17 protein-coding genes are annotated in these 23,274 nt (G+C 65.0%); 9 read left to right on the top strand and 8 right to left on the bottom strand.

The window, feature by feature from the left end:
• Complete coding sequence (tssH, locus tag ACEN9F_RS05155) at window positions 1-2,694, top strand: type VI secretion system ATPase TssH (protein ID WP_413418481.1); 2,694 nt, start codon at window positions 1-3, stop codon at window positions 2,692-2,694.
• Here tssH and tssA read toward each other — a convergent pair whose 3' ends face one another.
• From tssA to ACEN9F_RS05125, 6 genes are read right to left on the bottom strand one after another with little or no spacing between them, the layout of a single operon-like run.
• Window positions 2,695-3,741 (bottom strand): type VI secretion system protein TssA, encoded by a 1,047-nt coding sequence (gene tssA / locus ACEN9F_RS05150; RefSeq protein ID WP_413418479.1) that lies wholly within the window; start codon window positions 3,739-3,741, stop codon window positions 2,695-2,697.
• 9 nt (window positions 3,742-3,750) lie between these two features.
• Window positions 3,751-4,515, bottom strand: a complete 765-nt coding sequence (locus ACEN9F_RS05145) for an OmpA family protein (RefSeq protein WP_413418477.1) — start codon at window positions 4,513-4,515, stop codon at window positions 3,751-3,753.
• 3 nt (window positions 4,516-4,518) lie between these two features.
• Window positions 4,519-5,505, bottom strand: coding sequence for a type VI secretion system-associated protein TagF (gene tagF / locus ACEN9F_RS05140; RefSeq protein ID WP_413418475.1), 987 nt, complete (start codon window positions 5,503-5,505; stop codon window positions 4,519-4,521).
• Window positions 5,502-9,401, bottom strand: a complete 3,900-nt coding sequence (gene tssM, locus ACEN9F_RS05135) for a type VI secretion system membrane subunit TssM (protein WP_413426974.1) — start codon at window positions 9,399-9,401, stop codon at window positions 5,502-5,504. The genes tagF and tssM overlap by 4 nt, the downstream gene beginning before the upstream one ends.
• Window positions 9,402-9,441: 40 nt before the next feature.
• Complete coding sequence (locus ACEN9F_RS05130) at window positions 9,442-10,890, bottom strand: hypothetical protein (RefSeq protein WP_413418474.1); 1,449 nt, start codon at window positions 10,888-10,890, stop codon at window positions 9,442-9,444.
• A gap of 14 nt (window positions 10,891-10,904) precedes the next feature.
• Window positions 10,905-11,744 carry a M15 family metallopeptidase gene (locus ACEN9F_RS05125; RefSeq protein WP_413418472.1) on the bottom strand — a complete coding sequence of 280 codons (840 nt, stop codon included), beginning with the start codon at window positions 11,742-11,744 and terminating at the stop codon, window positions 10,905-10,907.
• A gap of 208 nt (window positions 11,745-11,952) precedes the next feature.
• Between ACEN9F_RS05125 and ACEN9F_RS05120 the strand changes: the two genes are divergently transcribed.
• From ACEN9F_RS05120 to ACEN9F_RS05095, 6 genes are read left to right on the top strand one after another with little or no spacing between them, the layout of a single operon-like run.
• The gene (locus tag ACEN9F_RS05120) at window positions 11,953-12,768 is read left to right on the top strand and encodes a hypothetical protein (protein ID WP_413418470.1); all 816 of its coding nucleotides are present in this window, start codon (window positions 11,953-11,955) and stop codon (window positions 12,766-12,768) included.
• On the top strand, window positions 12,765-15,632 hold the full coding sequence (locus ACEN9F_RS05115; RefSeq protein ID WP_413418468.1) for a type VI secretion system Vgr family protein: 2,868 nt from the start codon (window positions 12,765-12,767) through the stop codon (window positions 15,630-15,632). The genes ACEN9F_RS05120 and ACEN9F_RS05115 overlap by 4 nt, the downstream gene beginning before the upstream one ends.
• A 2-nt stretch (window positions 15,633-15,634) precedes the next feature.
• On the top strand, window positions 15,635-16,519 hold the full coding sequence (locus ACEN9F_RS05110) for a DUF4123 domain-containing protein (protein WP_413418466.1): 885 nt from the start codon (window positions 15,635-15,637) through the stop codon (window positions 16,517-16,519).
• A gap of 15 nt (window positions 16,520-16,534) precedes the next feature.
• Complete coding sequence (locus ACEN9F_RS05105; protein WP_413418464.1) at window positions 16,535-17,002, top strand: hypothetical protein; 468 nt, start codon at window positions 16,535-16,537, stop codon at window positions 17,000-17,002.
• 19 nt (window positions 17,003-17,021) lie between these two features.
• A complete protein-coding gene (locus ACEN9F_RS05100; protein WP_413418462.1) occupies window positions 17,022-19,070 on the top strand; it encodes a T6SS phospholipase effector Tle1-like catalytic domain-containing protein in 2,049 nt (682 codons plus the stop codon).
• A 9-nt stretch (window positions 19,071-19,079) separates the two neighbouring features.
• Window positions 19,080-19,601: a hypothetical protein gene (locus tag ACEN9F_RS05095; protein WP_413418460.1), complete on the top strand. Its 522-nt coding sequence runs from the start codon at window positions 19,080-19,082 to the stop codon at window positions 19,599-19,601.
• A gap of 54 nt (window positions 19,602-19,655) precedes the next feature.
• Here the strand turns inward: ACEN9F_RS05095 and ACEN9F_RS05090 are convergent, their stop codons facing one another.
• Together ACEN9F_RS05090 and ACEN9F_RS05085 are read right to left on the bottom strand one after the other, a co-directional pair.
• Window positions 19,656-20,963, bottom strand: coding sequence for a dicarboxylate/amino acid:cation symporter (locus ACEN9F_RS05090; RefSeq protein WP_413418459.1), 1,308 nt, complete (start codon window positions 20,961-20,963; stop codon window positions 19,656-19,658).
• A 125-nt stretch (window positions 20,964-21,088) separates the two neighbouring features.
• Window positions 21,089-21,883 carry a 3-hydroxybutyrate dehydrogenase gene (locus tag ACEN9F_RS05085; RefSeq protein ID WP_413418458.1) on the bottom strand — a complete coding sequence of 265 codons (795 nt, stop codon included), beginning with the start codon at window positions 21,881-21,883 and terminating at the stop codon, window positions 21,089-21,091.
• Window positions 21,884-22,018: 135 nt separating this feature from the next.
• On the opposite strand from ACEN9F_RS05085, the gene ACEN9F_RS05080 reads away from it, so the two are divergent.
• Window positions 22,019-22,897 carry an alpha/beta fold hydrolase gene (locus ACEN9F_RS05080; protein WP_413418456.1) on the top strand — a complete coding sequence of 293 codons (879 nt, stop codon included), beginning with the start codon at window positions 22,019-22,021 and terminating at the stop codon, window positions 22,895-22,897.
• Window positions 22,898-22,923: 26 nt separating this feature from the next.
• Window positions 22,924-23,274 (top strand): RidA family protein, encoded by a 351-nt coding sequence (locus ACEN9F_RS05075; RefSeq protein ID WP_413418454.1) that lies wholly within the window; start codon window positions 22,924-22,926, stop codon window positions 23,272-23,274.

The raw sequence follows: 23,274 nt of genomic DNA, 5'->3' as shown, positions 1-23,274 counted from the left end.
ATGAGCATCAACCTGAAGACGCTGATCGGAAAATTGAACGACACCAGCCGCGCCGCCGCCACCCGCGCCGCCAGCCTGTGCGTGTCGCTGGGCCAGTATGAAGTCGATATCGAACACCTGTTCCTGGCGCTGCTGGAGCAGCCCAAGAGCGACGTGGCGCTGATCGCGCGCCAGAACGACATCAGCGTCGGCCAGCTGGAGGCCGACCTGCGCGCCGAGGTGGCGCGCTTCAAGAACGGTAACGCGCGCACGCCGGTGTTCTCGCCGCGCCTGCCCAAGCTGTTCGAGAACGCCTGGCTGATCGCCTCGCTGGATCTGCAGGACGATGCGCAGGCGCAGATCCGCAGCGGCCACTTGCTGCAGGCGCTGCTGACGGAACCCGAATTGTCGCAACTGGCCGCGCGCGGTTCCAAGCTGTTCGCGCGCTTCGACCTGGAACAGATCAAGCACAAGCTGGACAAGATCACCGCCGGTTCGGATGAAACGCCGGTGGCCGGCGGCTCGGCTTCCGCTGCGGGCGAGGGCAGCGATCCGGTCGGCGAGCTGGCCGCGCGCGCCGCCACCAAGACGCCGGCGCTGGACCAGTTCACCACCAACCTGACGCAGCGCGCGCGCGACGGTAAGGTCGATCCGGTGATCGGCCGGGATCAGGAAATCCGCCAGGCGATCGACATCCTGATGCGCCGCCGCCAGAACAATCCGATCCTGACCGGCGAGGCCGGCGTCGGCAAGACCGCCGTGGTGGAAGGGCTGGCGCTGCGCATCGCGCAGGACGACGTGCCGGATGTGCTCAAGGGCGTGGAGATCCACACGCTGGACATGGGCCTGTTGCAGGCCGGTGCCAGCGTCAAGGGCGAGTTCGAGAACCGCCTGAAGAACGTCATCGACGAGGTGAAAAAAAGCCCGCACGCCATCATCCTGTTCATCGACGAGGCGCACACGATGATCGGTGCCGGCGGCCAGGCCGGCCAGAACGACGCGGCCAACCTGCTCAAGCCCGCGCTGGCGCGCGGCGAGTTGCGCACCATCGCCGCCACCACCTGGGGCGAGTACAAGAAATACTTTGAGAAGGACGCCGCGCTGGCGCGCCGCTTCCAGGTGGTCAAGGTCGAGGAACCAAGCGAAGAACTGGCCTGCGCCATGTTGCGCGGCATGGCGCCGCTGATGGAGAAACACTTCGGCGTGCGTGTGTACGACGAGGCGATCACCGAGGCGGTACGCCTGTCGCACCGCTATATCATGGGCCGCCAGCTGCCGGACAAGGCGATCAGCGTGCTCGATACGGCCTGCGCCAAGGTGGCGCTGGGTCAGAATGCGACGCCGTCGCTGATTGAAAACCTGGCGCGCCGGATCGAGCGCATCGATGCCGAGTCTTCCTCGCTCGAACGCGAACAGGCCGAGGGCGGTGCGTCGCAAAAGGCGCGCTTGCAGGAATTGCGCGAAAGCCGCGCCGCCGCTGAAGAGCAGCACCTGGCGCTGGCCGCGCGCTGGGAAAAGGAAAAAGCGCTGACGGCGCATATTATCGCCGCGCGCGCGGCGGCGTCCGGCGCTACCGGCGACGCGGGCGGGGAGGCCGGCGGCGGCCGGGAGGCTGGGCAGGGCGGCCAGGGCCGCGACATCCAGGCCATGGTGGCCGAGCTGCGCGAACTGCAGGGCGAGACGCCGATGGTGCCGGTGCAGGTGGATGGCCACGTGGTGGCTGAAATCGTCGCCGGCTGGACCGGAATCCCTCTCGGGAAAATGGTCAAGGATGAAATCAAGACCGTGCTGCGCCTGAAGGAGATGCTGGAGCAGCGCGTGCTGGGCCAGCCGAATGCGATCGAGGCGGTGGCGCAGCGCGTGCGCACTTCGCGCGCCAACCTGGACGATCCGAACAAGCCGAAGGGCGTGTTCCTGTTCGTCGGCCCGTCCGGCATCGGCAAGACCGAGACCGCGTTGGCGCTGGCCGATACGCTGTATGGCGGCGAGCGCAAACTCATCACCATCAACATGAGCGAGTACCAGGAGGCGCACAGCGTCTCGGGCCTGAAAGGTTCGCCGCCCGGCTATGTGGGCTATGGCGAGGGCGGCGTGCTGACCGAGGCGGTGCGCCGCAATCCGTACAGCGTGGTGCTGCTGGACGAGGTGGAGAAGGCCCACCCGGATGTGATGGAGCTGTTCTTCCAGGTGTTCGACAAGGGCGTGATGGACGATGCGGAAGGGCGCGAGATCGACTTCAAGAACACCATCATCATCCTGACTTCCAACGTGGCCTCGGCCGCGATGATGCAGGCTTGCCTGAACAAGCCGCCGGAAGAGATGCCGTCGCCGGAGGCGCTGGAGCAGTTGATCCGCGGCCAGTTGATGAAGCAGTTCAAGCCGGCCTTCCTGGGCCGCCTGAAGGTGATTCCGTATTATCCGATTCCGGACGACGTGCTGGTGCAGATCATCAAGCTCAAACTGGGCAAGATCCAACAGCGCATCGCGGTCAACCACAAGGCGGAGTTCAGCTACGACGAGGCGCTGGTGGAAGCGGTGCTGGCGCGCTGCACGGAAGTCGACTCCGGCGCGCGTAATGTGGACAATATCCTCAATGGCACGCTGCTGCCGGAGATCGCCGAATCGGTGCTGACCCGCATGGCGGAAGGCGCTGCGATCGCGAAGATCAAGGTCAGCGCCAGCAAGCAGGGTCAGTTCAAGTACACCGTCAAGTAGTCAGGATTGCTGCTGGACTCCCAGCAGCTCTTCGATGTGTGCCAGCGATGCCTGGTCCTTGACGACGGAACGCAGCCAGGTGTGCAGATCCTGCTCGCCTGCCGCCGCGGCCTTGTCGGCAAAGTAGGAAGCAGGGCTGTGCGGCTCCGTGCGGCGGAAGAACTCAGCCACGGCGCGCAGCTGCGCCACCGCCTGCGCGCGGTTCTGCACCACGCCGGGGCGCGATGGCGCTGCCGGCGTGCCAGTTGCCGCGTGCTCCTGGGCCGGCGTCGCGCTGGTGTCAGGCGCAACGCCCCCCAGCGTGCCATAAGCCCCGCCGCTGTCGATGCCGGCCGCCGGCAGCGTATGCAGCAAGGTCTGCAACGCATCGCGCGCCGTGGCGAAGCCGGGACTGTCGTCGCCCAGCCGCGTATCGGCCACGCGCTCCAGCTGCTGCAGCGCATCGATACAGAACTGGGCGTCGGCGCGCATGGCGGCCTTGAACTGCGCCGAGTTGTTGCGCTTGGCGGCTTCCATGTCCGCCAGTTTGGGCGCGCGGTTTTGCAGTTCCTCGTTGCCGCTGGACGCACGCTTGCGCGCCGCCTCGAAATCGATGGTCGAATAATCGCCGTTCTCGGTCAGCCCGATCTCGCGCACCAACCCGGGTGTACGCGCCAGTATCCAACTCAAATTGCCGATACGCTGGTCGTTGTCGCCGTCCTCGGCCAGCGGATACAGGCCGCGCTCCCAGTATTGATCGCACAATCCCGCCAGCAGCAGGTAGCCTTCACCCAGGCCGCGCAGGTCGTGGCAGCGGGCGCCGGCCTCGGTCAGCCAGACCGCCAGCCGCAGATCCTTGCTCTTGTCCGTCAACAGCGCGCCGCAGCGCGCGACCACGAACGGCCAGTCGGCTTCCTTCAGGTCGGTGACCCATTCGCCCTGGTCCAACGACGGATCGTCGAATTTTCGGGCCTGGGCGATGGCGTCGAGATCGGGTGAAAACGACAGGTCGGCGCCCGCAGGCTGGGCGTCGCTGATCGGTTGTAGCAGTTCTTGTGCTGAATACATGATGTCCTCTTACTGTGCCATGCGGAACTCGATGCGGCGGTTGCGCGCGCGGCCGTCGGCGGTGTCGTTGCTGGCCACCGGACGGTCCGGTCCCTGGCCGCTGGCGGTCAGCAGGTCGCCGTTGATGCCGTGGCTCGCCAGATAGCCCTTGACGGCTTCGGCGCGCGCCTGGCTCAGGCCCTGGTTGGTGGCGCGCAGGCCGGCGCTGTCGGTGTGGCCGATGATCTCGACCTTGCGGTCCTTGAGCTTCTGCAGCGCGGCCGTCATTTCATCGAGGATCTTGCGGCCGGCCGGCGTCAGCTCGGCCTTGCCGCTTTCGAATTCGACGATGCGGTTGGCCAGCGTGGTGTCCAGGATAGCCTGGTCGGCAGCCGATACGCGCAGGCCGTTGTTGACGGTGTAGGTCGGGTTCAGCGTGGTGGCGATATTGCTGGCCAGCTTCTGGCGCGTGGCTTCGTTATTGACTTCGCCGCGCAGGCTGACCGTGCTACCGTCGATCTTGAGCTGGCCGCGGCTGATCTGCTTCAGGTCCGGCGTGATCAGCTTTTGCACGTAGTTGTTCCAGTTGGCCGGCGTCGACACCTTGTCGATCGAGATCTGGTCGACCACCTTGTCGGCGCCGTACACGTCGCGCAGCTTGCCGAGGACGGCGGCCTTGCTGGCTTCGTCGGGCAGGGTGCCGCTGGCCAGCACCTGGCCTGGCTGCGGCGCGTTGGCCTGGGCGCCGGCGGCGCCTGCGGCCAGCAGCAGCGTGGTAAAGAGGAGGGTGCGCATGGTTCAGGTTCCGATAAATGCCGCGCTGACGGAATCGAGCGCGGACTTCAATGACAATGAGGGCTGGGCCAGGTAGGTGGACAGTTTCTTGGTGCCGTAGTCGGCGACCGCCTGTTCTTCCACCCATTCCAGCTCGTCGAAAGCGATATGCGTTTCCAGCGCCGCCTGCGGATCCATGATCGCGTGCAGGGTCTTCGGCGAGGCGCCGCTGAAACCGACCAGCAGCACCGGCTTGCCGTGCAGGCGGGTGACGAACAGGGCCAACTCGAAATCGGCGCGCGCCAGGAATGGCGTGATCAGGTGCATCCAGAACGCCGCCACCAGGTTGCGGTACATCGGGTCTTGCGGCAGCGGCAGCAGCAGGGTCTTGTCCAGGCGGCTGGAGCTGCTGGCCAGTACCGGCTGCAACAGCATGCCCAGCGCCATCAGCACTTGCCGCACCGAGCCTTTGAAGCCGGCATGCGCCAGCATGTCATCGAGCCCGCCGACGGTCTGCAGCTCGAGGAAGTCGTCGAAGGTGGCCTGGTACGCGGCGCTGCGCAGATCCAGCTCGATCGCTTCGCTGGCGGCCACTTGCAGCGCGGCGGTCGGATCGCCGGCGCCGACCACGCTGCCGCTCAAGGTGGCCAGGCGTGTCCACAAACGGTTGAACACCAGCGGTGCGGTCGGCACGAAGCTGGCCGGCTCCTGCACTTCGACGCTGCTGATCATCAGGAACGGGAAGCGACGCGACGACTGGTCGCTGCTGGCGACGATGTGGCCGGCGATCGCATGGCGGCGGCGCGGACCGACGAAGGCGAAGTGCAGCGGCGCGAGGGCGTCGTAGTTCAGCTTCCAGCGGGCGTCGGCGCTCATCAGGTCCATGGCCTGGGCCAGCCAGTCGTCCAGCACCTTGATCAGCGCCGGACTGTCGCTGGCCTTGACGAAGTCGCCCCGGCCAGGCACCTTGCCGAAATAGCCGATGGTGGCGGTGGTGGCGCCGCGGCTCATGGCTGCGCTCCCGCGGTGCGGATCACGCCTGGCGCCGCAGGCGCCGGCATGGTGGCGGGCGCCGGCGCCGCCGGTGCTGCGGGAGCCGATGGCGCGATAGGTGCCGCAGGCGCGACCGGTGCGGCCGGCGCAGCGCTGGTGATCGCGTCCGGCAGGCGCAGGCGCTTGAAGCCTGCCCCCGATTGCGCCGCCACCGGCGCGGGTGGCGGTGGCGCCGTCGTGCCGACGATTTTCAGATTGGCGGTGACGGTCACGCCGGCATTGTTCCAGCTCAGTTCAAACACGCCGTTGTCCTTGCGTTTGCGCTGGGCGGCATCGACCATTTTCTTCAGGCCGAAGTGGCCGGTCTCGTTGAGCAGCACCACGCTGCGGCCTTCCGGCGTGATGGCGGTGATGCGCGCGCCCGGCACGCCTTGCGGGTTAGGCCACACCATGTGCACCCATGGCTGCGGCTGGCCGCGCCAGCGCAGCGCCTGGCCGTCGATCTCGATGGTGAACTCGGTGGCGCTGATCGCGCCCAGTGCCTGCAGGTCGAAGTTGGTCTGCGCCTCGCCGCCGCTGGAGGCGGCTGCATTGGCGACGCCGCCCGCGTTCAACGGTGCCACCCAGCCGGGGAAACTGGCTACCACGGGCTGCGCCAGGTTGATGCCCATATTGGCCCAGGTCTTGGCGCTCAGCGTGTCGCCGCGACGCACCACCAGCGGTCCGATGGTGGTGTTGAAGAACTGGGCGATGGCGCCGTCCGGCCCGAACACGACGCCGATTTCGGCGTTGGTCGCCTCGGCGCGCGATTCGGTGGCGAACGGGTACTTCAGCGCCAGCGACTGGCGGAACGGCTGCACCACCTGCGCCGCCCAGACCTTGTTGATCTCGGCCTCGGTCGGCTGCACGATGACGGCAAAAGTCTGCATCAGCGGCCGCACCAGCAGCGGACGGATGGCCTGCTTCTGCGGATCGGTCATGCCGATCAGCATCTGCTCATCGACATATTTCAGCGCATCGGCCAGCTCGGAACCGCTGCCGTCCAGCGTCTGCTGCATCAGCTGCTTGGCGCCGGGGCCGGGGTCGCCCTGGTTCTTGATCTGGTTGAAGCGGCTGCGCAGCTTGGACAACTGGTCCATATAGCCGCGCATCAGCGACGCGTCCTTGTCCTTGGCCACCACCAGCCGCGCCACGCCGGCGAACTCTCGGCCGACGGGGCCCAGCGGCAGCGCCGCGTTCTGCGCGTTGCCGCCGGAGGGGAGGTTGACGTTCAGCTGCGACGGTTTCTGGCGCAGGATGGTTTCCCTGAACCAGCCACCGACGCCGCGTTGGGCGCGCTGCAGGCCGGCGTCCAGCAGCGATGGGTTGTCCCACGAGGTTTGTTCGTAAACGGTGTTGATCAACTTGTTCAGCGGCGAGGTTTGCGGATCGCCCAGGCGATTCATCGCGCCGGCGGCGGTGTCGAAATTACCCAGCTCGCGGATGGTCACGCCCTGCACGAACTTCTGCCATTCCCTCGCATAGTCGTTCTTGTACAGCTCCACCAGCGATTTCTGGATTTGTTCCGGGCTGCCTTCCAGGGTCAGGTCATCCTTGGAGGAGGTCTTCAGCACCCAGTCCGCGCTCTGCAGTTCGCGGTTGGCGGCATCGCGGAAGGCATCCTGCACAAAGCCCTGCCACGCCTGGCGCGTGAAGCTGCCCGGCACCGCATAGCTGCCCAGCACCAGTTCCTTGTCCTGGTCGCCGACGATGGAGGCCACCGTCATCGCCGGGAAGCGGGTCGCCGCGCGGGCCTTGACGTCGGCGTAGACGCGCTCGCGCGCCGGCATGCCGCGCACCACGCGCCGCAGGTTGTCGCGGGTCTGGTCGACCAGCGCCAGGCGGGTGTCGATCTGCGGCCACGAGGTGTCGTTGACCTGCGCCAGGTAGAACGAGATCATGCGTTCGGCGCTGCGTATCATCTGCTCGCGCGACATGGTGCCGCGATTGCTGTCCAGCCAGACGCGCCAGAAGCGGGTCAGCTGGTCGTTCAGGTGGCCGGCTTCGGCGCGCGATTTATCGCCCAGCATCAGGTAGGTCTTCAACGCGTTGTAGGCGTCTTCCGCATTGGCGGGCGAAGCATCCTTGAACTGCTGGGCGCCGTTGTTGATGGCGGCTGCGGCTTCGGCCTGCGTGGCGTTCGGCGGCGCGGAATTGCTGCCGCCGGTGGCGGTCAGCGGCTTGGCCATCGGCTGCAGCTGGGCGGCGCCGTTGTTGACCTCCGCCAGGAAGGCTTCCAGCGACTGTCCGACCGGCTTGAGCATCACTTCGCGCACGCCGTTGAAGTATTCCTCGCGCAGCTTGCGGTCCAGCAGGGTGCCCTGGTACAGGCCCATGCTGAGCGACAGCGGGCGGCTGTCTTCATATTTGTCCAGCTGCTCGATGCGGTCCTGCAGGATCTCCAGCGCTTTGAAGCGCGACTGCAGGTCCATGCTCTTTTCCTGCACCTTGATGGCTTGCTGCAGGTCCGCCTCGACGTTGGCCGCCAGCTGGCGGTTGTTCATGTAGGACCAGCTCCAGCCGGCCAGCGCCAGGCCGACCAGCGCCGTGGCGCCGAAGAAGGCGGCGTAGCGCACGCGCGTCTTGGCCGGGCTGGCGTATTGCGCCACCAGGTCCTTGTCGGCGAAGATCACCTTGCGGAACAGGTTAAGCAGGAAGTAGCCTTGCTGCTGGTGCGATTCCTCGTGATCGGCCGGTTTCAGGTTCAGGTCGAAGCGGCGCGCCACGCGCTGCGACGAGGCGGATACCGATTCGCCTTCCTGCAGCGCGCTGGTGAAGTAGAAGCCGCGGAATACTGGCTTGAACTGGAACGGGTTTTCCTCGAACAGTGTGGCGATGAAGGTGCGCAGCGGCGCCTTGATCGAACTGAATTCCAGAGGGAAGGTGAAGACGCCAGGTGGCATGCGCTCGCGCCACTGCAGCGCCATATTGGCGGCGCTCAGGTCCTTCAGGCCTTCGTACAGCTCATCGAAGCGGGCATCGAACTGGTCCAGTACCTGTTCGCTGCTGGTGCTGCGGCTGTAGGGCAGGGTGGCGCCCCAGACTTTGTCGCGTTCTCCGCGCTCGCTGTCCTGGAAGAATTCGTTGAAGCCGGTGATCAGGTCGGCCTTGGTGAACAGCACGTACACCGGCGCGTGCACGGCCAGGCGTTCGGTCAGTTCCTGTACGCGCTGGCGCAGGTTCTTGGCCAGGTTGATGGCGAACTCCGGCCGGTTGACGGTCAGTTCCGCCACGCTGACGGCGATGATGATGCCGTTGATCGGCGCCTTCTTGCGGTATTTTTTCAGCAGATCGAGGAAGCCGAACCACTCGCCGCGATCTTCATCGACCACCGAGTAACGGCCGGCCGTATCGAGCAGGATGCCGTCGGTGGTGAAGAACCAGTCGCAGTTGCGGGTGCCGCCCACGCCCTGGACGATCTTGCTGTCGGCGAAAGGGAACTGCAACCCGGAGCTGGCGATGGCCGTGCTCTTGCCGGCCGCCGGATTACCGATCACCATATACCACGGCAGTTCGTACAGCGCGGCGTTGCCGGAGGTCTGGCCCAGCTTGGAGCCCTTGATGGTGCCGATCGCTTCCAGCATACGGGTGCGGATCGCCTCTGTCTCCTGGCGTTGGGCCGGGTCGGCCTTGACCGGCTTGGCGGCTTGCTGCTCCAGCATGTCGCCCAGATTGCCGACGGCGCGCTGGTGCTTGCGGCGGCGCCAGTACCAGACGGCGGCGCCGAAGGCCAGCGCCACGGCCAGCACGATCCATGGGAACGCGGACGGCAGCTGCAGCAGCGCTGTGAGCAGGAACAGCAGCGCGGCAAAGGCCAGCCAGCCGATAATGATCAGCGTGCGGCGTTGAATCAGGAACAGCCAGAATTTTTGCATCATCATTGGACTCGATTGCTCAGATAATCGTGGAAAGTATTCATGCCGCTGCCGCCGGCGTGATCAACGCGGCGCAGCGGCGGTAAGGGTCTTCGTTGCTGATGCAGAGCACCGGTCCGGCGCGGTCCTGTGCTTCCGCGTCGGCCAGTGCCAGCGCCGTCATGAAGGTGACCGCGCCACAGCTGCCGCAACTGGCGGCGACGCCGATCACGTCCGCGCCGGGATCCAGCTGTGGCGTGGACGCCGTCACGATGCTCATTAGTTCCATCACGCGGCTGGTGCGGTGGCCGGTATCGGCGGTGACCAGCGCCACCTGGGCGGCTTCGGCATGGCTGTCGCGCAGTACCTGGGCCGTCAGGTCGGCAAGGCTGGTGTCGGTGTCGCGCTTGACGCCGTCGGCGGATGCGGCGCGGCGGCCGGCGCCGATCGCCTGCAGCACGTTGCGGGCGGCGGCATCCAGCAGCCTGGCCTGCGCGGCGTCGGCCAGCACCAGGCCGGCGGCGCCTTCGCCAGGAATCAGGCCTTGCGCGTTGGACGCCGTGAACAACGCGGCATGGCCGGACAGGCGGCTGACACCCGCCTCGCTGAGATGAGACCCGGCGGCGATCACGATGGCGAGGCAGGGGCGCTGCGCATCGGCGCCGCGTTTCAGTAGTGCGGCCAGCACCTGGCCCGCGTCGTCCGCGCCGTGGTCCAGCGATGGCGCGGCGGTCGGCGCCAGGCGCTCCCTTGGCCAGCCAGATTGGATGATCAGATGGCGTAGCCACTGTTGCGCGACCTCGCGCTGTTCCGGACGCCACTCGGCCGGCCAAACCGCCAGCAGTTGCAGGGCGGGCGGCTCGGCGGCGGCGGGCGTGTTGGGCGGCAGGCGGCCTTGCAGGCGATCCTGCTGCTGTTCCAGCCATGGCCGCAGATGTTCGTGCAGGCCGGCCTGCGCGGCCAGTTCGCTGACGACGGCGCTGCCCGCGGCCAGCGCGCGCCATTGGTCATCTTCAAAATGCGGATCGGCCTGCATGCTGGCGCCCAGCCATTGATTGAATTCCTCTTTCAGCATGTCGGCGCCGGCATCGGCCAAACGCGCGCTCATGATCGGATAGCCGCCGTCGTCATACAGCTCGCTGTCCAGGGCGGGGCGGGCGCCATTGCCGGCCAATGCGGCGCGCAGTTCCGCCACCGATTCGCCATGCGGTGCGCGCACCGCAGCTGCCGCAATCGACAGGCCCGGCAAGCGTGGCGGCGCGGCCGGCGCCTGCGTTTCGGCGGCGCCCGCGCCGGCGGTGGCACCGGCGGCGGCAGGCATCGTGATGCGCGTCCACGCCTTGCGGCCCAGCCACCACGCGGTCAGCAGCAGGACCGGCAGCACCAGCATGTACAGCACCAGGTCCCCGGTGCCCGGCATGCGGTTGGTCTCGCGCCAAAACCAGATCGCGCCGCCCCAGCTGCCGCCAAAGGCGGCCGTTGTGAGCGCGGCATTTCTCAACCAGATCATCGTTCAGGGTACTCCTATCGTTTCATCACGCCGGGCTGGCGCAGTTCTGTGTGCCCGAAATCCATCATCTTCCAGCGGCCGCCCCAGGTCAGGCCCAGCGATTCGGCCACTTCGCCGTACAACTGGTAGCCGCGCATGGCCCACGGATCGCGTTCCGAGATCACCAGCCTGCCGTCGCGCACAAACGCGCAGTCAGCGGCCAGGCCGTATTGGTGCCAGCTCTGGAAGGCCGCCGCGTTGGTGACGCCGGAACCCATCGCCGCCAGCGTGTTCTGGCGCTCGGGGCTGCGGTAGCCTTCCAGCAGCGCCATGTCATAGCCGTATTTCTCCTTCATGATCTTGAACGCCATCAGCAGCCGCTGCGCATAGACGCTGTCGAGCAGCGCCCAGTCGCGGCTGGCCGAGACCAGCATCGGCCGCTCCAGCTGCACTTCCGCCGTACTGAATACCAGTGGCGGCAGCGCCGGCGGCGGCACCAGCTGCTCGCCTTCCAGCAGGCCGGCCACCTGGGTATTGATCTCCCGCGTAGGCGCATCGAAGCCGCTCAGCGCCGGCTTGCCGGCCAACAGCAGCGCCAGCGATGGCGGCACGCACAGCAGCGCCAGGCCGCCCAGGCACAGCAGGTAGTGCTCGCGCAGGAAGGCGCCCAGGCCGCTCACCGACGCCCGTCCCGATTGGGTCAGCGCGCCAAGGTTCTGGCGGCGTCGTTGCGCCGCGCGGTCGAGCCGATGCTGCAGCCGCTGGCCGGCGCCGGCCAGCGCGGCCAGCACGAACTCGCGGCCGGACGGGAACAGCACCATCCAGCTGATCAGGCATGCCAACAAAAAATAAATAGTTACCGCCAATAAAAACACGATTACCTCAGTGCACCGTTTGGGGATGAATGGTGATGTCTAAAAAGCATTGCTCTGAGTATATATTAGAGTTATGGCAAGCCCGCGCACGATTGAACAGCCCGCCTGAAACACCGCCGGCACAGGGGGCTGCACGGTTGAATGCTACTTTGCGGCACGTTTTTCTTGAATGTCGTAAAGTAATGCGAAATTAATAAGGGAGTCTATTTTGCAACGTGACGATGAACGCCCGCCGTCGACCGGCCGTCCCAGCCTGCTGTCTAAAGAGCAGCCGGCGGACGTCGACCGTACCAATATCCTGACCGGACTGGAGAGCAAGCCCGCCAGGCCCGCACGCATCGTCGCGCCGGCGCCGGCCGCGAAGGGGCGCGGCAAGCTTGTCGTGGGCGCGGTCGCCGGCATGGGCGTGCTGGCCCTCGTCGTTGCGGCGGTTTGGATGAGCAGCGAGCCCGACAAGGAGTCGGCGCTTGCCCAGGTCATCGCGCCGCCGCCGGTGACGCCTGCGCCGGCGACGGAGCCCATTATTGAGCCGGCCACCGCGACCATCGTCGAAGAAACCGCCGCAGTCAGCCCGGCGGCCGACAACACGCGCTCGCTGAAGGAGATGCTGAACGACACCCCGGCAGCGGCCAAGCCGCCGCGCGACGAACTGACCGCGGCGCTCGAGCGGCCGCACACGGCGGCCAAACCGAAGCCGAAGCTGGCCCAGGCCGCCGAGCATAAAACCGAGAAGCCGCAGGCCAAGGCCACCCGGGTGGCGCAGAAGACCGAGCAGCCGGTCAAGGCCAAAGCCAAGGCCGCCGTACCGGACAGCGATGTCGCCTTGCTGGCCGCATTGATGGCGCATGTGCAGGCGGGCCAGCCGTCGAAAACGCCGTCGACGCCGGCCTATCTGCTCAAGCAGTGCGGCCTGCAGAACGAGGCCGGCGCCGCACAATGCCGCGCACATTTGTGCGCGAACGCCGCCCGCAAGGAGCCGGAATGTAAGAACCCGGCGCCGGTGAAGACCGCGTCCGAGTCATGAGCGTCGCGCTGATAGAGCAGATCACCACCGCGTTGGCCCAGTTTTCCAGCGCGACGCGCCTGTACGAGCTGACGTTGGACGAGGAGGGGGACGAGCTGGGCTCGGGCGGCCTGCTGGTCGAAGCGTTTGCCGCCGACGACAGCGTGCAGGGTGTCGGCGCGCGCGACATCATCGTGCTATCGACCAATGCACATATCGAACTGGCGCCGTTGCTGGGCCAGCAGGCCAGCCTCGCCGTCAGCCTGGCGGACGGCAGCCGCACCGCGTTTTATGGCGATATCACGCAGGCGGCCATGCTGGGCAGCGAAGGCGGCCTGGCGCGCTTCCGCCTGCGCCTGACGCCATGGCTGTGGCGCCTGGGCCAGGTGCGCAACAGCCGCGTATGGCAGGACAAGACCGTGATCGAGATCGTCGACGAGGTGTTCGACGGTTACGCGCCGCTGGCGCAATGGCGCTGGAGCGAAGAGGCCGAGCCGTTCATGGCCGATGCGGTGGCGCGCAGCTACTGTTGCCAGTACCGCGAATCCGACTTGGATTTCGTGCAGCGGCTGCTGACCGAGGAAGGCCTGGCGTGGCGCTACGAGCAGCTGGAGGAGGGCGTCGGCGTGGTGCTGTTCGCCGACAGCAGCCAGCTCGGCGCGACGCCGGAGGATGCCAGCAGCGAGGCCGGGGGCGGCATCCGCTTCCACGGCGTGCGCGCGGGCGAAGCGTCGGACACCATCCAGGCGCTGCAGGCGCGCCGCAGCGTGGCGGCCTCGCTGACCACCTTGCTCAGCTACGATTACAAGGCCAAGCAGGCGGTCAACGCCAGCACGCCGTCCAGCCTCGGCTCGGGCAAGCTGCCGGCGCTGGAAAGCTACGACGTGCCCGGCCAATATGCCTACGCCAACGGCGCGCAGGCGCAGCGCTACGCGGATATCCAGATGCAGGGCCGCGAGGCGGCAGCACAGGGCTGGCGTGGCCGCTCGACGGTGCGCACGCTGGCGGCCGGCACGCGCGTCAATGTCACGCAGGGGCCGCTGCAATCGGCGTCCGAGGTGCCGCCGGCGTATGTGCTGCTGCGGGTGCGCAGCGTCGGCGTCAACAATTTGCCGTCGCCCGCCCAGCAGGCGCTGGCGGAATTGTTCGGACCGATACCGGAGCTGCTGCAGGAAATCGTCGCCGACGTGCCGGACGACTTTGCGCAGACCGTTGCGCAGGCACGCCAGACCGGTTACGCCAATAGTTTCGAGGCGGTGGCGGCCGATGTCGTCTGGCGTCCGCAACTGGCGGGCAGCGACGGCCGCAGCCATCCGAAGCCGACCGCACGCGGCGCCCAGAGCGCCATCGTCATCGGCGCCGACGGCATCGACCAGCCGGCTGGCGCCGACGAGCTGTATTGCGACCGGCTGGGCCGCGTGCGCATCCGCTACCACTGGCAGGACAACGGCGACGCCACCTGCTGGGTGCGGGTGGCGCAGCGCTCGGCCGGCGGCGGCATGGGCAGCCAGTTCCTGCCGCGCATCGGCCAGGAAGTGCTGGTGCAATTCATCGAGAACGATATCGACCGGCCGATCATCATCGGCGCGCTGTACAACGGCCAGGGCGAGGGCGGCGTGGCGCCGACCCCGGCCGGCCAGACCGACGCCGCCAGCGAGGACAAGCCATTCGATCAGGCCGCCGATCATGCGCCGTCGGCGCAGGGCAACCTGGCCGGCGGCAACAGTCCGCTGTGGCATGGCGCGGCGGCCGACAGCGCCGGGCACCGCAACGCCGCCGCGCAGTGGGGCGTGCGCAGCAAGGAGTTCGGCGGCACCGGCTACAACCAGCTGCTGTTCGACGATACCGATGCGCAGGGCCGCGTGCAGCTGCGTTCTACGCATGCGGCCAGCGAGTTGAGCCTTGGTCACCTGATCCACAGCGCGGACAATTATCGCGGCAGCCTGCGTGGGCAGGGCGCCGAATTGCGCACCGATGCCTACGGCGCCGTGCGCGGCGGCGCGGGCCTGCTGATCAGCAGCTACAAGATCAACCACGGCGCCGACGCGCGCGATCCGGCCGGCGACAACGCCGCCGGCATCGCACTGCTCAAGCAGGCGGCCAAGCTGGGTGAGACATTCAGCGACGCGGCCAAGACGCATGAGACGGTCGCGCTGGCCGGACATGTCGGCGCGGCCAAGGCCAATGCCAGCACGCTGGATGACACCTCGGCGCCGCTGAAGGCCTTGCTTACCGCCGTCTCCGGCATGGTCGGCAACGCCAGCCTCGATGCGGCCAAGTCCGATGCCGGTGAGAAGAAAACCGCGCCTGGCGATGATCAATTGCCGCATGCCAGTTCGCCGGTCATCGCCGTCAGCGGCAGGTCCGGCATCGGCGTGACGGCGGGACAGGCGATGCAGCTGGCCAACGGCGAGACGATCTCGCTGATGAGCGGCAGCGACACCCAGTTCGTCACCGCCGGCCAGTTGCGCGCGCATAGCGGCCAGGCCATCGGTGTGCTGGGGGGCGCGGTCAAGCCGGGCGAGGGCGGCGTCGGCGTGCAGCTGATCGCGGCCAAGGACGCCATCGACATCCAGGCGCAGGCCGATGTGCTGAAGGTGCAGGCGCGCGATGAGGTCAACGTCATCAGCGCCAATGCGGAGGTGGATTGGGCTGCGGCCAAGAGCATCACGCTGTCGACGGCGGGGGGCGCCAGCATCACTATCGACGGCGGCAACATCACGGTACAGTGCCCGGGCAAGATCACCATTCATGCCGGTAAGAAGAGCTTTGGCGGCCAGCAGCAGAAAAATTACAAGCTGCCGTTCCTGCCCCAATCGGTATGTATTGAGTGCCTGACAAAACGTGCCGCCCAGCGCTCCGCATTTGTTAACAAGGGAACCTGATCATGCCTATCGGTTCCGAAGTCCGCTTTTTTATCGAGAACGCCGCCGGGCACCCGCAATGGCAGTGGTATGCGATAGCTGACAGCGCGCAGTCGCGGCAGTTGCCTGCGGCATTGCTTGACGCCGGCGGCCAGGCGCGCTGTTTGCTCGGCGCGAGCCAGGGAACGCCGCTGGCTGCTGAATCGCCGCATCTGGTGCCGCTGTGCGCGCCGGATGCGTCAAACGCTGCGTGGCAATGGATCGACCTGTATGCCCGGCGTGGCCCGAGCGTGACGGTGATCGCCTCGCTGGCGGGGTTTGATGCGCTCTTCCTGCACTTGCAGAAGTTTGCGGAGGTGCGCCTGCCTGATGGCGATACGATGTTTTTTGCGTTTTGGGATCCGGCGATCCTGGGGGCGCTGATCGGGCAGGCCGATGACCCGACCTTGCACGTGCGAGGCCCGATCTTTACCCGGGAGCAGGGAAGCGCAATGTTCGAGCACGTCGAAGGCTGGTGGTATTGGGATCGCGAAGGCGGGCGCCGCAGCTGTGCTGCGCCGCCCCCTCTGGCTGCCGATATCGTGTTGCCCTTGCAATTGGCGCAAACGCAGGTGGATGACCTGGTCGAAGCGAGCGTGCCGGACCATGTCTTGTACTATCTGGATTTGAACCAGCCGCTGCTGCTGGCCGAGGTGCCCCCGCCGCAACGTTATGCCGTCGTCCGTTCCGCCATACAGGAAGCACGTGATATCGGACTCGAAGGGATGAAAGACCTGGTCAACTACGTCTGCGCCGCGCTGGTTTACAAGGACCGGATGCGGCAGGACGCGCAAATCAGAAAATTGCTGGAAGCCGTGAAGCACGGTAGTTTGAGCTTCACTGCGGCGCTGAATGAAATGCCTGGATAGTCAATACGAAAGCATATGAATACCAAACCCATCGCTCTTTCTAGCCGCCGCCGCGTCGTATGCGCCGCTGGCTTGATGTTTTTTCTTTTACCCGCTTGTAAGGCGAAATCCATGACCATCCTTGCCGAGGCAGTCCTGTTCAGCTATCTGGACCGACCTATTTTTGACGTTATCGTCGGCGCCACCGACCTAGGTGTGTCGGGGGTATATCCGAATACCGGGGGCGGGACCATGTCCGGCGCCCGCTTTTCCAGTGGCGCGCAATCGGTGCGCTGGACGCTGGACGGCCCATCAGGCGCTCTCCGCAACGGGGAGGTGGTGCAGGCGAAAAACCGCCCGGAACTTGCGCCGGCTTTGCATGGTGAGCAATACCTCTCGGTGCATATCTATCCGGATGACACCGTGGAACTCATCTATTCGAAAAACTATCCGCAATTTTCACCGCGAGGATTGAAATTTGTGGAATCGCGCCGCCCAGTGTAAATGCGAGGAGATGTGAAATATGGCAAGCGAAGCTCTTCAGGCGGCGGCAGCGGCAAATCAGGATGTCCCAGCGGAGAAGCCGGGACCGTTCCAGGACTGTCGTGATGTGGTGCATATCTCCATTTTTTTCGACGGCACGGGAAACAATAAGGATGATGACAATGCCACCACGCGGTGGAGCAACGTAGCGCGCATATACTTTTCCGCTCAGACACTGGCTTCGCCGGCCAAAGCTGTTTATACGATTTATGTCAGCGGCGTCGGTACCCCTTATAACGGCGATGCCGCCGGCTGGATGAGCTCGACCGGGGTCTGGCTTGAGGATAATGTGGGGGGCATGGCTGCGGGCGCCGGCGGTGACCGCCGTCTGGACCAGGGCGACGACCGGGTCAGTGCGCGCCTGCGCGATGTGTTGATCAACAATGCCAAGGCATTGGGAGGCGCCGTCGCCAAGTACGCGGCGACGGCGGAGGACAAAAGCTTCAGCGAGGTTAATGCGAAGTTGAGCGCGCACAGGCTGATCAAGAAGATCAACCTGTCGATTTTTGGTTTCTCGCGCGGAGCGGCACTGGCGCGCGCTTTCTCAAACCGGGTCATCTCCCAATGCGTAAAGAAGGAAAACGATCTGGAATACGCGGGTTATCCCTTGGAGATCAACTTCCTCGGATTGTTCGATACGGTGGCCTCGTTTGGCGTGCCCTCGCAAAACGTCCGGTTGCCATTCCAGGAGCGGGATTTAATCGTCTCGCCCCTGGTCAAGCGCTGTGTGCATTTTGTCGCGGCCCACGAGGTGCGCTTCTCTTTTCCTGTCGATTTGATCAGGAAGGATGGCAAGCTTGCCGGCGATTGGATCGAGATCACCTACCCGGGTGTGCACTCGGACGTAGGCGGCGGCTACGAACCATTGGCCCAGGAGATCGACAACAACTACGCGCGCATCCCGATGAAAGATATGATGCGCGAGTCACTGATCAGCGGTGTTCGCTTGATCAGCTACGAGGATCTGAAGCATTTTCGCGCGGCTTTGTTCAAGGCGCGACATGAATGCACGCCCGCAACATTGCAGGCATATAGCGACTACATGGCGGCGGTGGGGACCCTCGGTGGTACGATAGAAAGCCAGATGCAGCGCCACATGAAAGTTTTCTTCAGTGCTAACGGTACCATGAGCCGTTCAGGTATCCAGAGTCCGGGCGATCGCAGCCGCGGCGACTCGACGATCAAATCGCTGGGCCCAAAGGGCATGGCTTGGGAGGTCAACACCTACCGCAACGCGCAAAACTTGGGTAAATGGACGCGCATAGGCGGCGGTGTCGTGAATGCCTATGCGCAATACATCAAACCGCAGGACTGGCAGCTGGAGGCATGGGACCGCACCGCGTCCGCCGCTGTGGTTCAATTCGTCTCGCACTATGTCCACGATTCCAAGGTGGACTTCATCATGAACGTCGAACCGTTCAGCTATTTCAAGGCACGCGGTGTGCAGGAGTCGAGCATCAGTATCTGGCAGGAGGGCGGCAACTGGATCTACGACAAGGCCGAGGTTGTCAGTGAGGCCAGCAAGGCCGCCTATGAGGCCGGCAAGAGCAAGGCTGAGGCGGCGGTCGATGCGACCACCAAGGCCGCCCAGGAAGCGGCCGATGCGGCCCAGCGCAAGGCCAGGCAGGCAGCCGACTACGCCCAGGAAAAAGCCGCGCAGGCTGCCGACGCGGCCAACCGGGCGTATGACGCGACGGCGAAGGCGGCGCGCGAAGCCGCTGATGAAGCCAAGCGTAAGGCGGAGGAGATCGCGACCGCCGCGCAACACAAGGCCCAGCAAGCCGCCGAGTTCGCAAGGCGCAAGGCTCAGGAAGCGGAAGCGGCGGCCGGACGCGCGTACGATGCGACCAAGAAGGGCGTGAGCAAGGCCGCCGCTGCGGGCGCCAGGAAAGTCGATGAAGTTGAAGAGGGCGCCGAGCGTATTTACGATCACGGAATCAACTGGATCAAGCACGTCGCTAAAGATGCAGGTAGCGAGATATCGGACGCTGCCAAGCGCGTTAAAAAGAAACTATCTTTTTCTGAGTGAACGGACTTGATGTCTCCGCATAATGCCGGTGAAATGACGTGGTGGGCGGCAGAAAAAAAACAGCACATGAATATCCCAGTCATCGATCTTCCAAATCGCCGCCGTTTGGTATGCGCTGCTGGCTTACTTTTTCTTTTGCCCGCTTGCAAAGCGAAATCAATGGCCATCCTTGCCGAGGCAGTGCTGTTCAGCTATCTGGACAGGCCTATTTTTGACGTGGCGGCGGGTACCACCGAGCTCGGTGTTTCGGGTGCATACCCGGATACCGGTGGCGGGACCATGTCCGGCGCACGCTTCTCCAGCGGCGCGCAATCGGTGCAATGGACGCTGGGCGGGCCGCCGGGCACGCCCCGTAACGGCGACGTCGTCCGAGCTAAAAACCACCCTGATCTTGCGCCGCCTTTGCACGGTGAAAAATACTTGGCGGTGCATATCTATCCGGATGACACCGTGGAACTCATCTACTCCAAAAACTACCCGCAATTTTCGCCGCGTGGGCTGAAGTTTGTCGAGGCGCGCAATTCGCGATGAGCCAAAAAAAGCCCCGGGCATCGCTGCGCGGGGCTTTGAACTGCTGGGGTTGGTTTAGTGTGCCGGTGCCGGGGCTTTCGCCAGCGACAGCTCGGTCTCCACAACGGTCGAGCCTGGATTGTCCAGCTCGGCGCGCATCTTTTCGTGATCCAGTTCCTTCTCCCAGTGGGAGACCACCACCGTCGCCACGCCGTTGCCGACGAAGTTGGTCAGCGCGCGGCATTCGCTCATGAAGCGGTCGATGCCCAGGATCAGCGCCATGCCGGCCACTGGAATCGTCGGTACCACGGCCAAGGTCGCGGCCAGGGTGATGAAGCCGGCGCCGGTGATGCCCGACGCGCCCTTGGAGGTCAGCATCGCCACGCCCAGGATGGTCAGTTCCTGCAGCAGCGTCAGCTCGGTGTTGGTTGCCTGGGCAACGAACAGCGCGGCCATCGTCATGTAGATGTTGGTGCCGTCCAGGTTGAACGAGTAGCCGGTCGGGACCACCAGGCCCACCACCGGTTTGGCGCAACCGAGGCGTTCCAGCTTGGTCATCAGCGAAGGCAGCGCGCTTTCCGACGAGCTGGTGCCCAGCACGATCAGCAGTTCTTCCTTGATGTACTTGATGAACTTGAAGATCGAGAAGCCGGTGTAGCGGGCGATCGCGCCCAGCACGACGAACACGAACAGGCCGCAAGTCAGGTAGAACGAACCCATCAGCTTGGCCAGCGGGATCAGCGAGGCCAGGCCGTATTTGCCGATGGTGAAGGCCATCGCGCCGAACGCGCCGATCGGAGCGGCTTTCATGATGATGTTCACGATGCCGAAGATGACGTGCGACAGTTCGTCGATCAGCTTGGTGATCGGGCGGCCGCGCTCACCCAGCAGCGACAGCGAGAAGCCGAACAGGATGGCGATCAGCAGCACCTGCAGGATGTCGCCCTTGGCGAAGGCGTCGACGAAGGTCTTCGGGATGATGTTCATGATGAAGTCGACCGTGGTCAAGCCTTCTGCATGCGTGTACTGCGCGATCGACTTGGCGTCCAGGTGGGCCGGATCGGCGTTGAAGCCGGCGCCCGGTTTCAGGACGTTGGCGACGATCAGGCCGATGGCCAGCGCGAAGGTCGAGACGATCTCGAAGTAGAGCAGGGCCTTGCCGCCGACGCGGCCGATTTTCTTGACGTCCTGCATGCCGGCGATGCCGGAGACCACAGTACAGAAGATCACCGGGGCGATGATCATCTTGATCAGCTTGATGAAGCCGTCGCCCAGCGGTTTCATGGCGACCGCGTCGGTCGGCAGGAAGATGCCCAGCAGGATGCCGCAGGCGATGGCGAACAGTACCTGTACGTACAGTACTTTATAGAATGGTTTTTTCACGGGGTCTCCTCGTGTTCGGGTGTGAGGAGTGCATCATCGCGCAACCGGGCAGTTATCACTATTGTGGAAAACCGCAAATCACCCGTGGTGATAACTGCCGGGCATGAGGGATTATACGTAGCCGCTTATTGCGCGACCCAGCCACCGTCCATGTTCCAGGCCACGCCGCGCACCTGCTTGGCGGCGTCCGAGCACAGGAATACCGCCAGCGCGCCCAGTTCTTCCGGCGTGACGAACTCGCCGGACGGCTGCTTGTCGGCCAGCAGCGCCTTCTTGGCTTCGTCGTTGCTGATGCCGTCCTTGGCCGCGCGGGCGTCGACCTGCTTTTGCACCAGCGGCGTCAGCACGAAGCCGGGGCAGATGGCGTTGACGGTGACGCCGGTGGTGGCGGTTTCCAGCGCGTTGGCCTTGGTCAGGCCCAGCAGGCCGTGCTTGGCCGCGACATAGGCCGATTTGCCGGCCGAGGCCACCAGGCCGTGGGTCGACGCCAGGTTGATGATGCGGCCCCAGTTATTGGCGCGCATGCGCGGCAGCACCAGGCGCGAGGTGTGGAAGGCCGAGGTCAGGTTGATGGCGATGATGGCGTCCCATTTCTCCACCGGGAAGTCTTCCACGTTCGCCACGTACTGGATGCCGGCGTTGTTGACCAGCACGTCGACGCCGCCGAACTTCTCGCCGGCGAAGGCGATCATGGCCTCGATCTCGGCCGGCTTGGTCATGTCGGCGTTGTGGTACGCCACCTTGACGCCGAATTCCCTGGCCAGCTCGGCTTGCAGTTGTTCGATCTCGGCGGCGTCGCCGAAGCCGTTCAACAGCACGTTGGCGCCTTCGCCGGCCAGCGTGCGCGCGATGCCGAGGCCAATGCCGGACGTGGAGCCGGTAACCAACGCGGTTTTACCGCTCAAAGTCTTGTTTGCCATAGTGTCCTCTGTAAGGTTGGAGATGGGTTGGTGATAAGGGGCGTGCTGCGCTACACTTCGGTAGGATTTTAATCATAACGCCCGGTAAAATGGTATTTCTAAACATAATTACATAAAAACCATCGAGGAAGCCGCATGTTCGAAGCAAAAATAAAGTCTGTTCAATGCCTGTCGCTGGCGGGCTTGCATCGCATGTCCTACAAGGAATGGGGCGATGAAAACAATCCCAACGTGCTGGTGTGCGTGCATGGCGTGACCCGCGTGGCCGACGATTTCGACAGCATGGCGCAGGCGCTGGCCGGCGACTACCGCGTGATCGCGCCGGACATCGTCGGCCGCGGCCGCTCCGGTTGGCTCAAGAACCCGCAGCTGTACCGCATTCCGCAGTATGTCAGCGATATCGTCACCTTGCTGGCGCGCGTATTGCCAGACGGCGAAAGACAGAGCGTGGACTGGTTCGGCACCTCGATGGGCGGCCTGATCGGCCTGGGCCTGGCTTCGCTGCCGGACAATCCGATCCGCAAGCTGATCCTCAACGATATCGGCCCGGTGCTGGCGCCGATGGCGCTGCAGCGCATCGGCGACTACATCGGCCAGGACCTGCGCTTCGACAGCTTTGAAGCCGGCGCCCAGTTCATCCGCGACGTGTCGCTGACCTTCGGCCAGCATACCGAGGAGGAATGGCGTAAACTTGCAACCGATGTCCTGCGCCAGGACAAGGACGGCAAATGGGTGCGCCACTACGATATGGGATTGGCCTTGCCGTTCCGTTCCGCCACGCCGGAATCGGCGGAGGCCGACGAAGCGATGCTGTGGGCGGCGTACGACGCCGTCAAATGCCCGACCCTGCTGATCCGCGGCGCCGAGTCCGATCTGCTGTCGCCGGAGACGGCGGCGGTGATGACGCAGCGCGGCCCGAAGGCGACGCTGGTGGAAATCCCGGATGTCGGCCATGCGCCGACCTTCATCCATGACGACCAGATCGCGATAGTAAAGAAATTCCTGTTGGCTTAATTGAGTAAGAGTTAAAGAAGAAAAGTATGGAAATCAAACGACTGCATGTAGGCAAGCGCCTGTCCGAAGTGGCAATTCACAATGGCACCGTGTACCTGGCGGGCCAGATCGCCGAGGACACCTCGGCCGACATCAACGGCCAGACCCGCGAGGTGCTGGGCCACGTCGACCGCCTGCTGGCCGAATCGGGCAGCGACAAGACCTGCATCCTGAGCTGCCAGATCTACATCAAGGACCTGAAGGACTTCGACGGCATGAACGAGGAGTGGGACGCCTGGGTGCCGGGCGGCCACACGCCGCCGCGCGCCACGGTCGAAGCCCGGCTGGCCAACCCGGAAGTATTGGTCGAGATCGTTATCGTCGCAGCGCAGCGTTAG

Source organism: Duganella sp. CT11-25 (genome assembly GCF_047302815.1).
GTDB lineage: Bacteria > Pseudomonadota > Gammaproteobacteria > Burkholderiales > Burkholderiaceae_D > Rugamonas.
The sequence above is the reverse complement of the archived record's forward strand: the minus strand, read 5'-3'. Positions and strand labels throughout refer to the sequence as shown.

Coding starts and splice junctions, on each gene's coding strand:
- tssH (WP_413418481.1), top strand. CDS start 1: ATGAGCATCAACCTGAAGACGCTGATCGGAAAATTGAACGACACCAGC.
- tssA (WP_413418479.1), bottom strand. CDS start 3,741: ATGTATTCAGCACAAGAACTGCTACAACCGATCAGCGACGCCCAGCCT.
- ACEN9F_RS05145 (WP_413418477.1), bottom strand. CDS start 4,515: ATGCGCACCCTCCTCTTTACCACGCTGCTGCTGGCCGCAGGCGCCGCC.
- tagF (WP_413418475.1), bottom strand. CDS start 5,505: ATGAGCCGCGGCGCCACCACCGCCACCATCGGCTATTTCGGCAAGGTG.
- tssM (WP_413426974.1), bottom strand. CDS start 9,401: ATGCAAAAATTCTGGCTGTTCCTGATTCAACGCCGCACGCTGATCATT.
- ACEN9F_RS05130 (WP_413418474.1), bottom strand. CDS start 10,890: ATGATCTGGTTGAGAAATGCCGCGCTCACAACGGCCGCCTTTGGCGGC.
- ACEN9F_RS05115 (WP_413418468.1), top strand. CDS start 12,765: ATGAGCGTCGCGCTGATAGAGCAGATCACCACCGCGTTGGCCCAGTTT.
- ACEN9F_RS05110 (WP_413418466.1), top strand. CDS start 15,635: ATGCCTATCGGTTCCGAAGTCCGCTTTTTTATCGAGAACGCCGCCGGG.
- ACEN9F_RS05105 (WP_413418464.1), top strand. CDS start 16,535: ATGAATACCAAACCCATCGCTCTTTCTAGCCGCCGCCGCGTCGTATGC.
- ACEN9F_RS05100 (WP_413418462.1), top strand. CDS start 17,022: ATGGCAAGCGAAGCTCTTCAGGCGGCGGCAGCGGCAAATCAGGATGTC.
- ACEN9F_RS05095 (WP_413418460.1), top strand. CDS start 19,080: ATGTCTCCGCATAATGCCGGTGAAATGACGTGGTGGGCGGCAGAAAAA.
- ACEN9F_RS05085 (WP_413418458.1), bottom strand. CDS start 21,883: ATGGCAAACAAGACTTTGAGCGGTAAAACCGCGTTGGTTACCGGCTCC.
- ACEN9F_RS05080 (WP_413418456.1), top strand. CDS start 22,019: ATGTTCGAAGCAAAAATAAAGTCTGTTCAATGCCTGTCGCTGGCGGGC.
- ACEN9F_RS05075 (WP_413418454.1), top strand. CDS start 22,924: ATGGAAATCAAACGACTGCATGTAGGCAAGCGCCTGTCCGAAGTGGCA.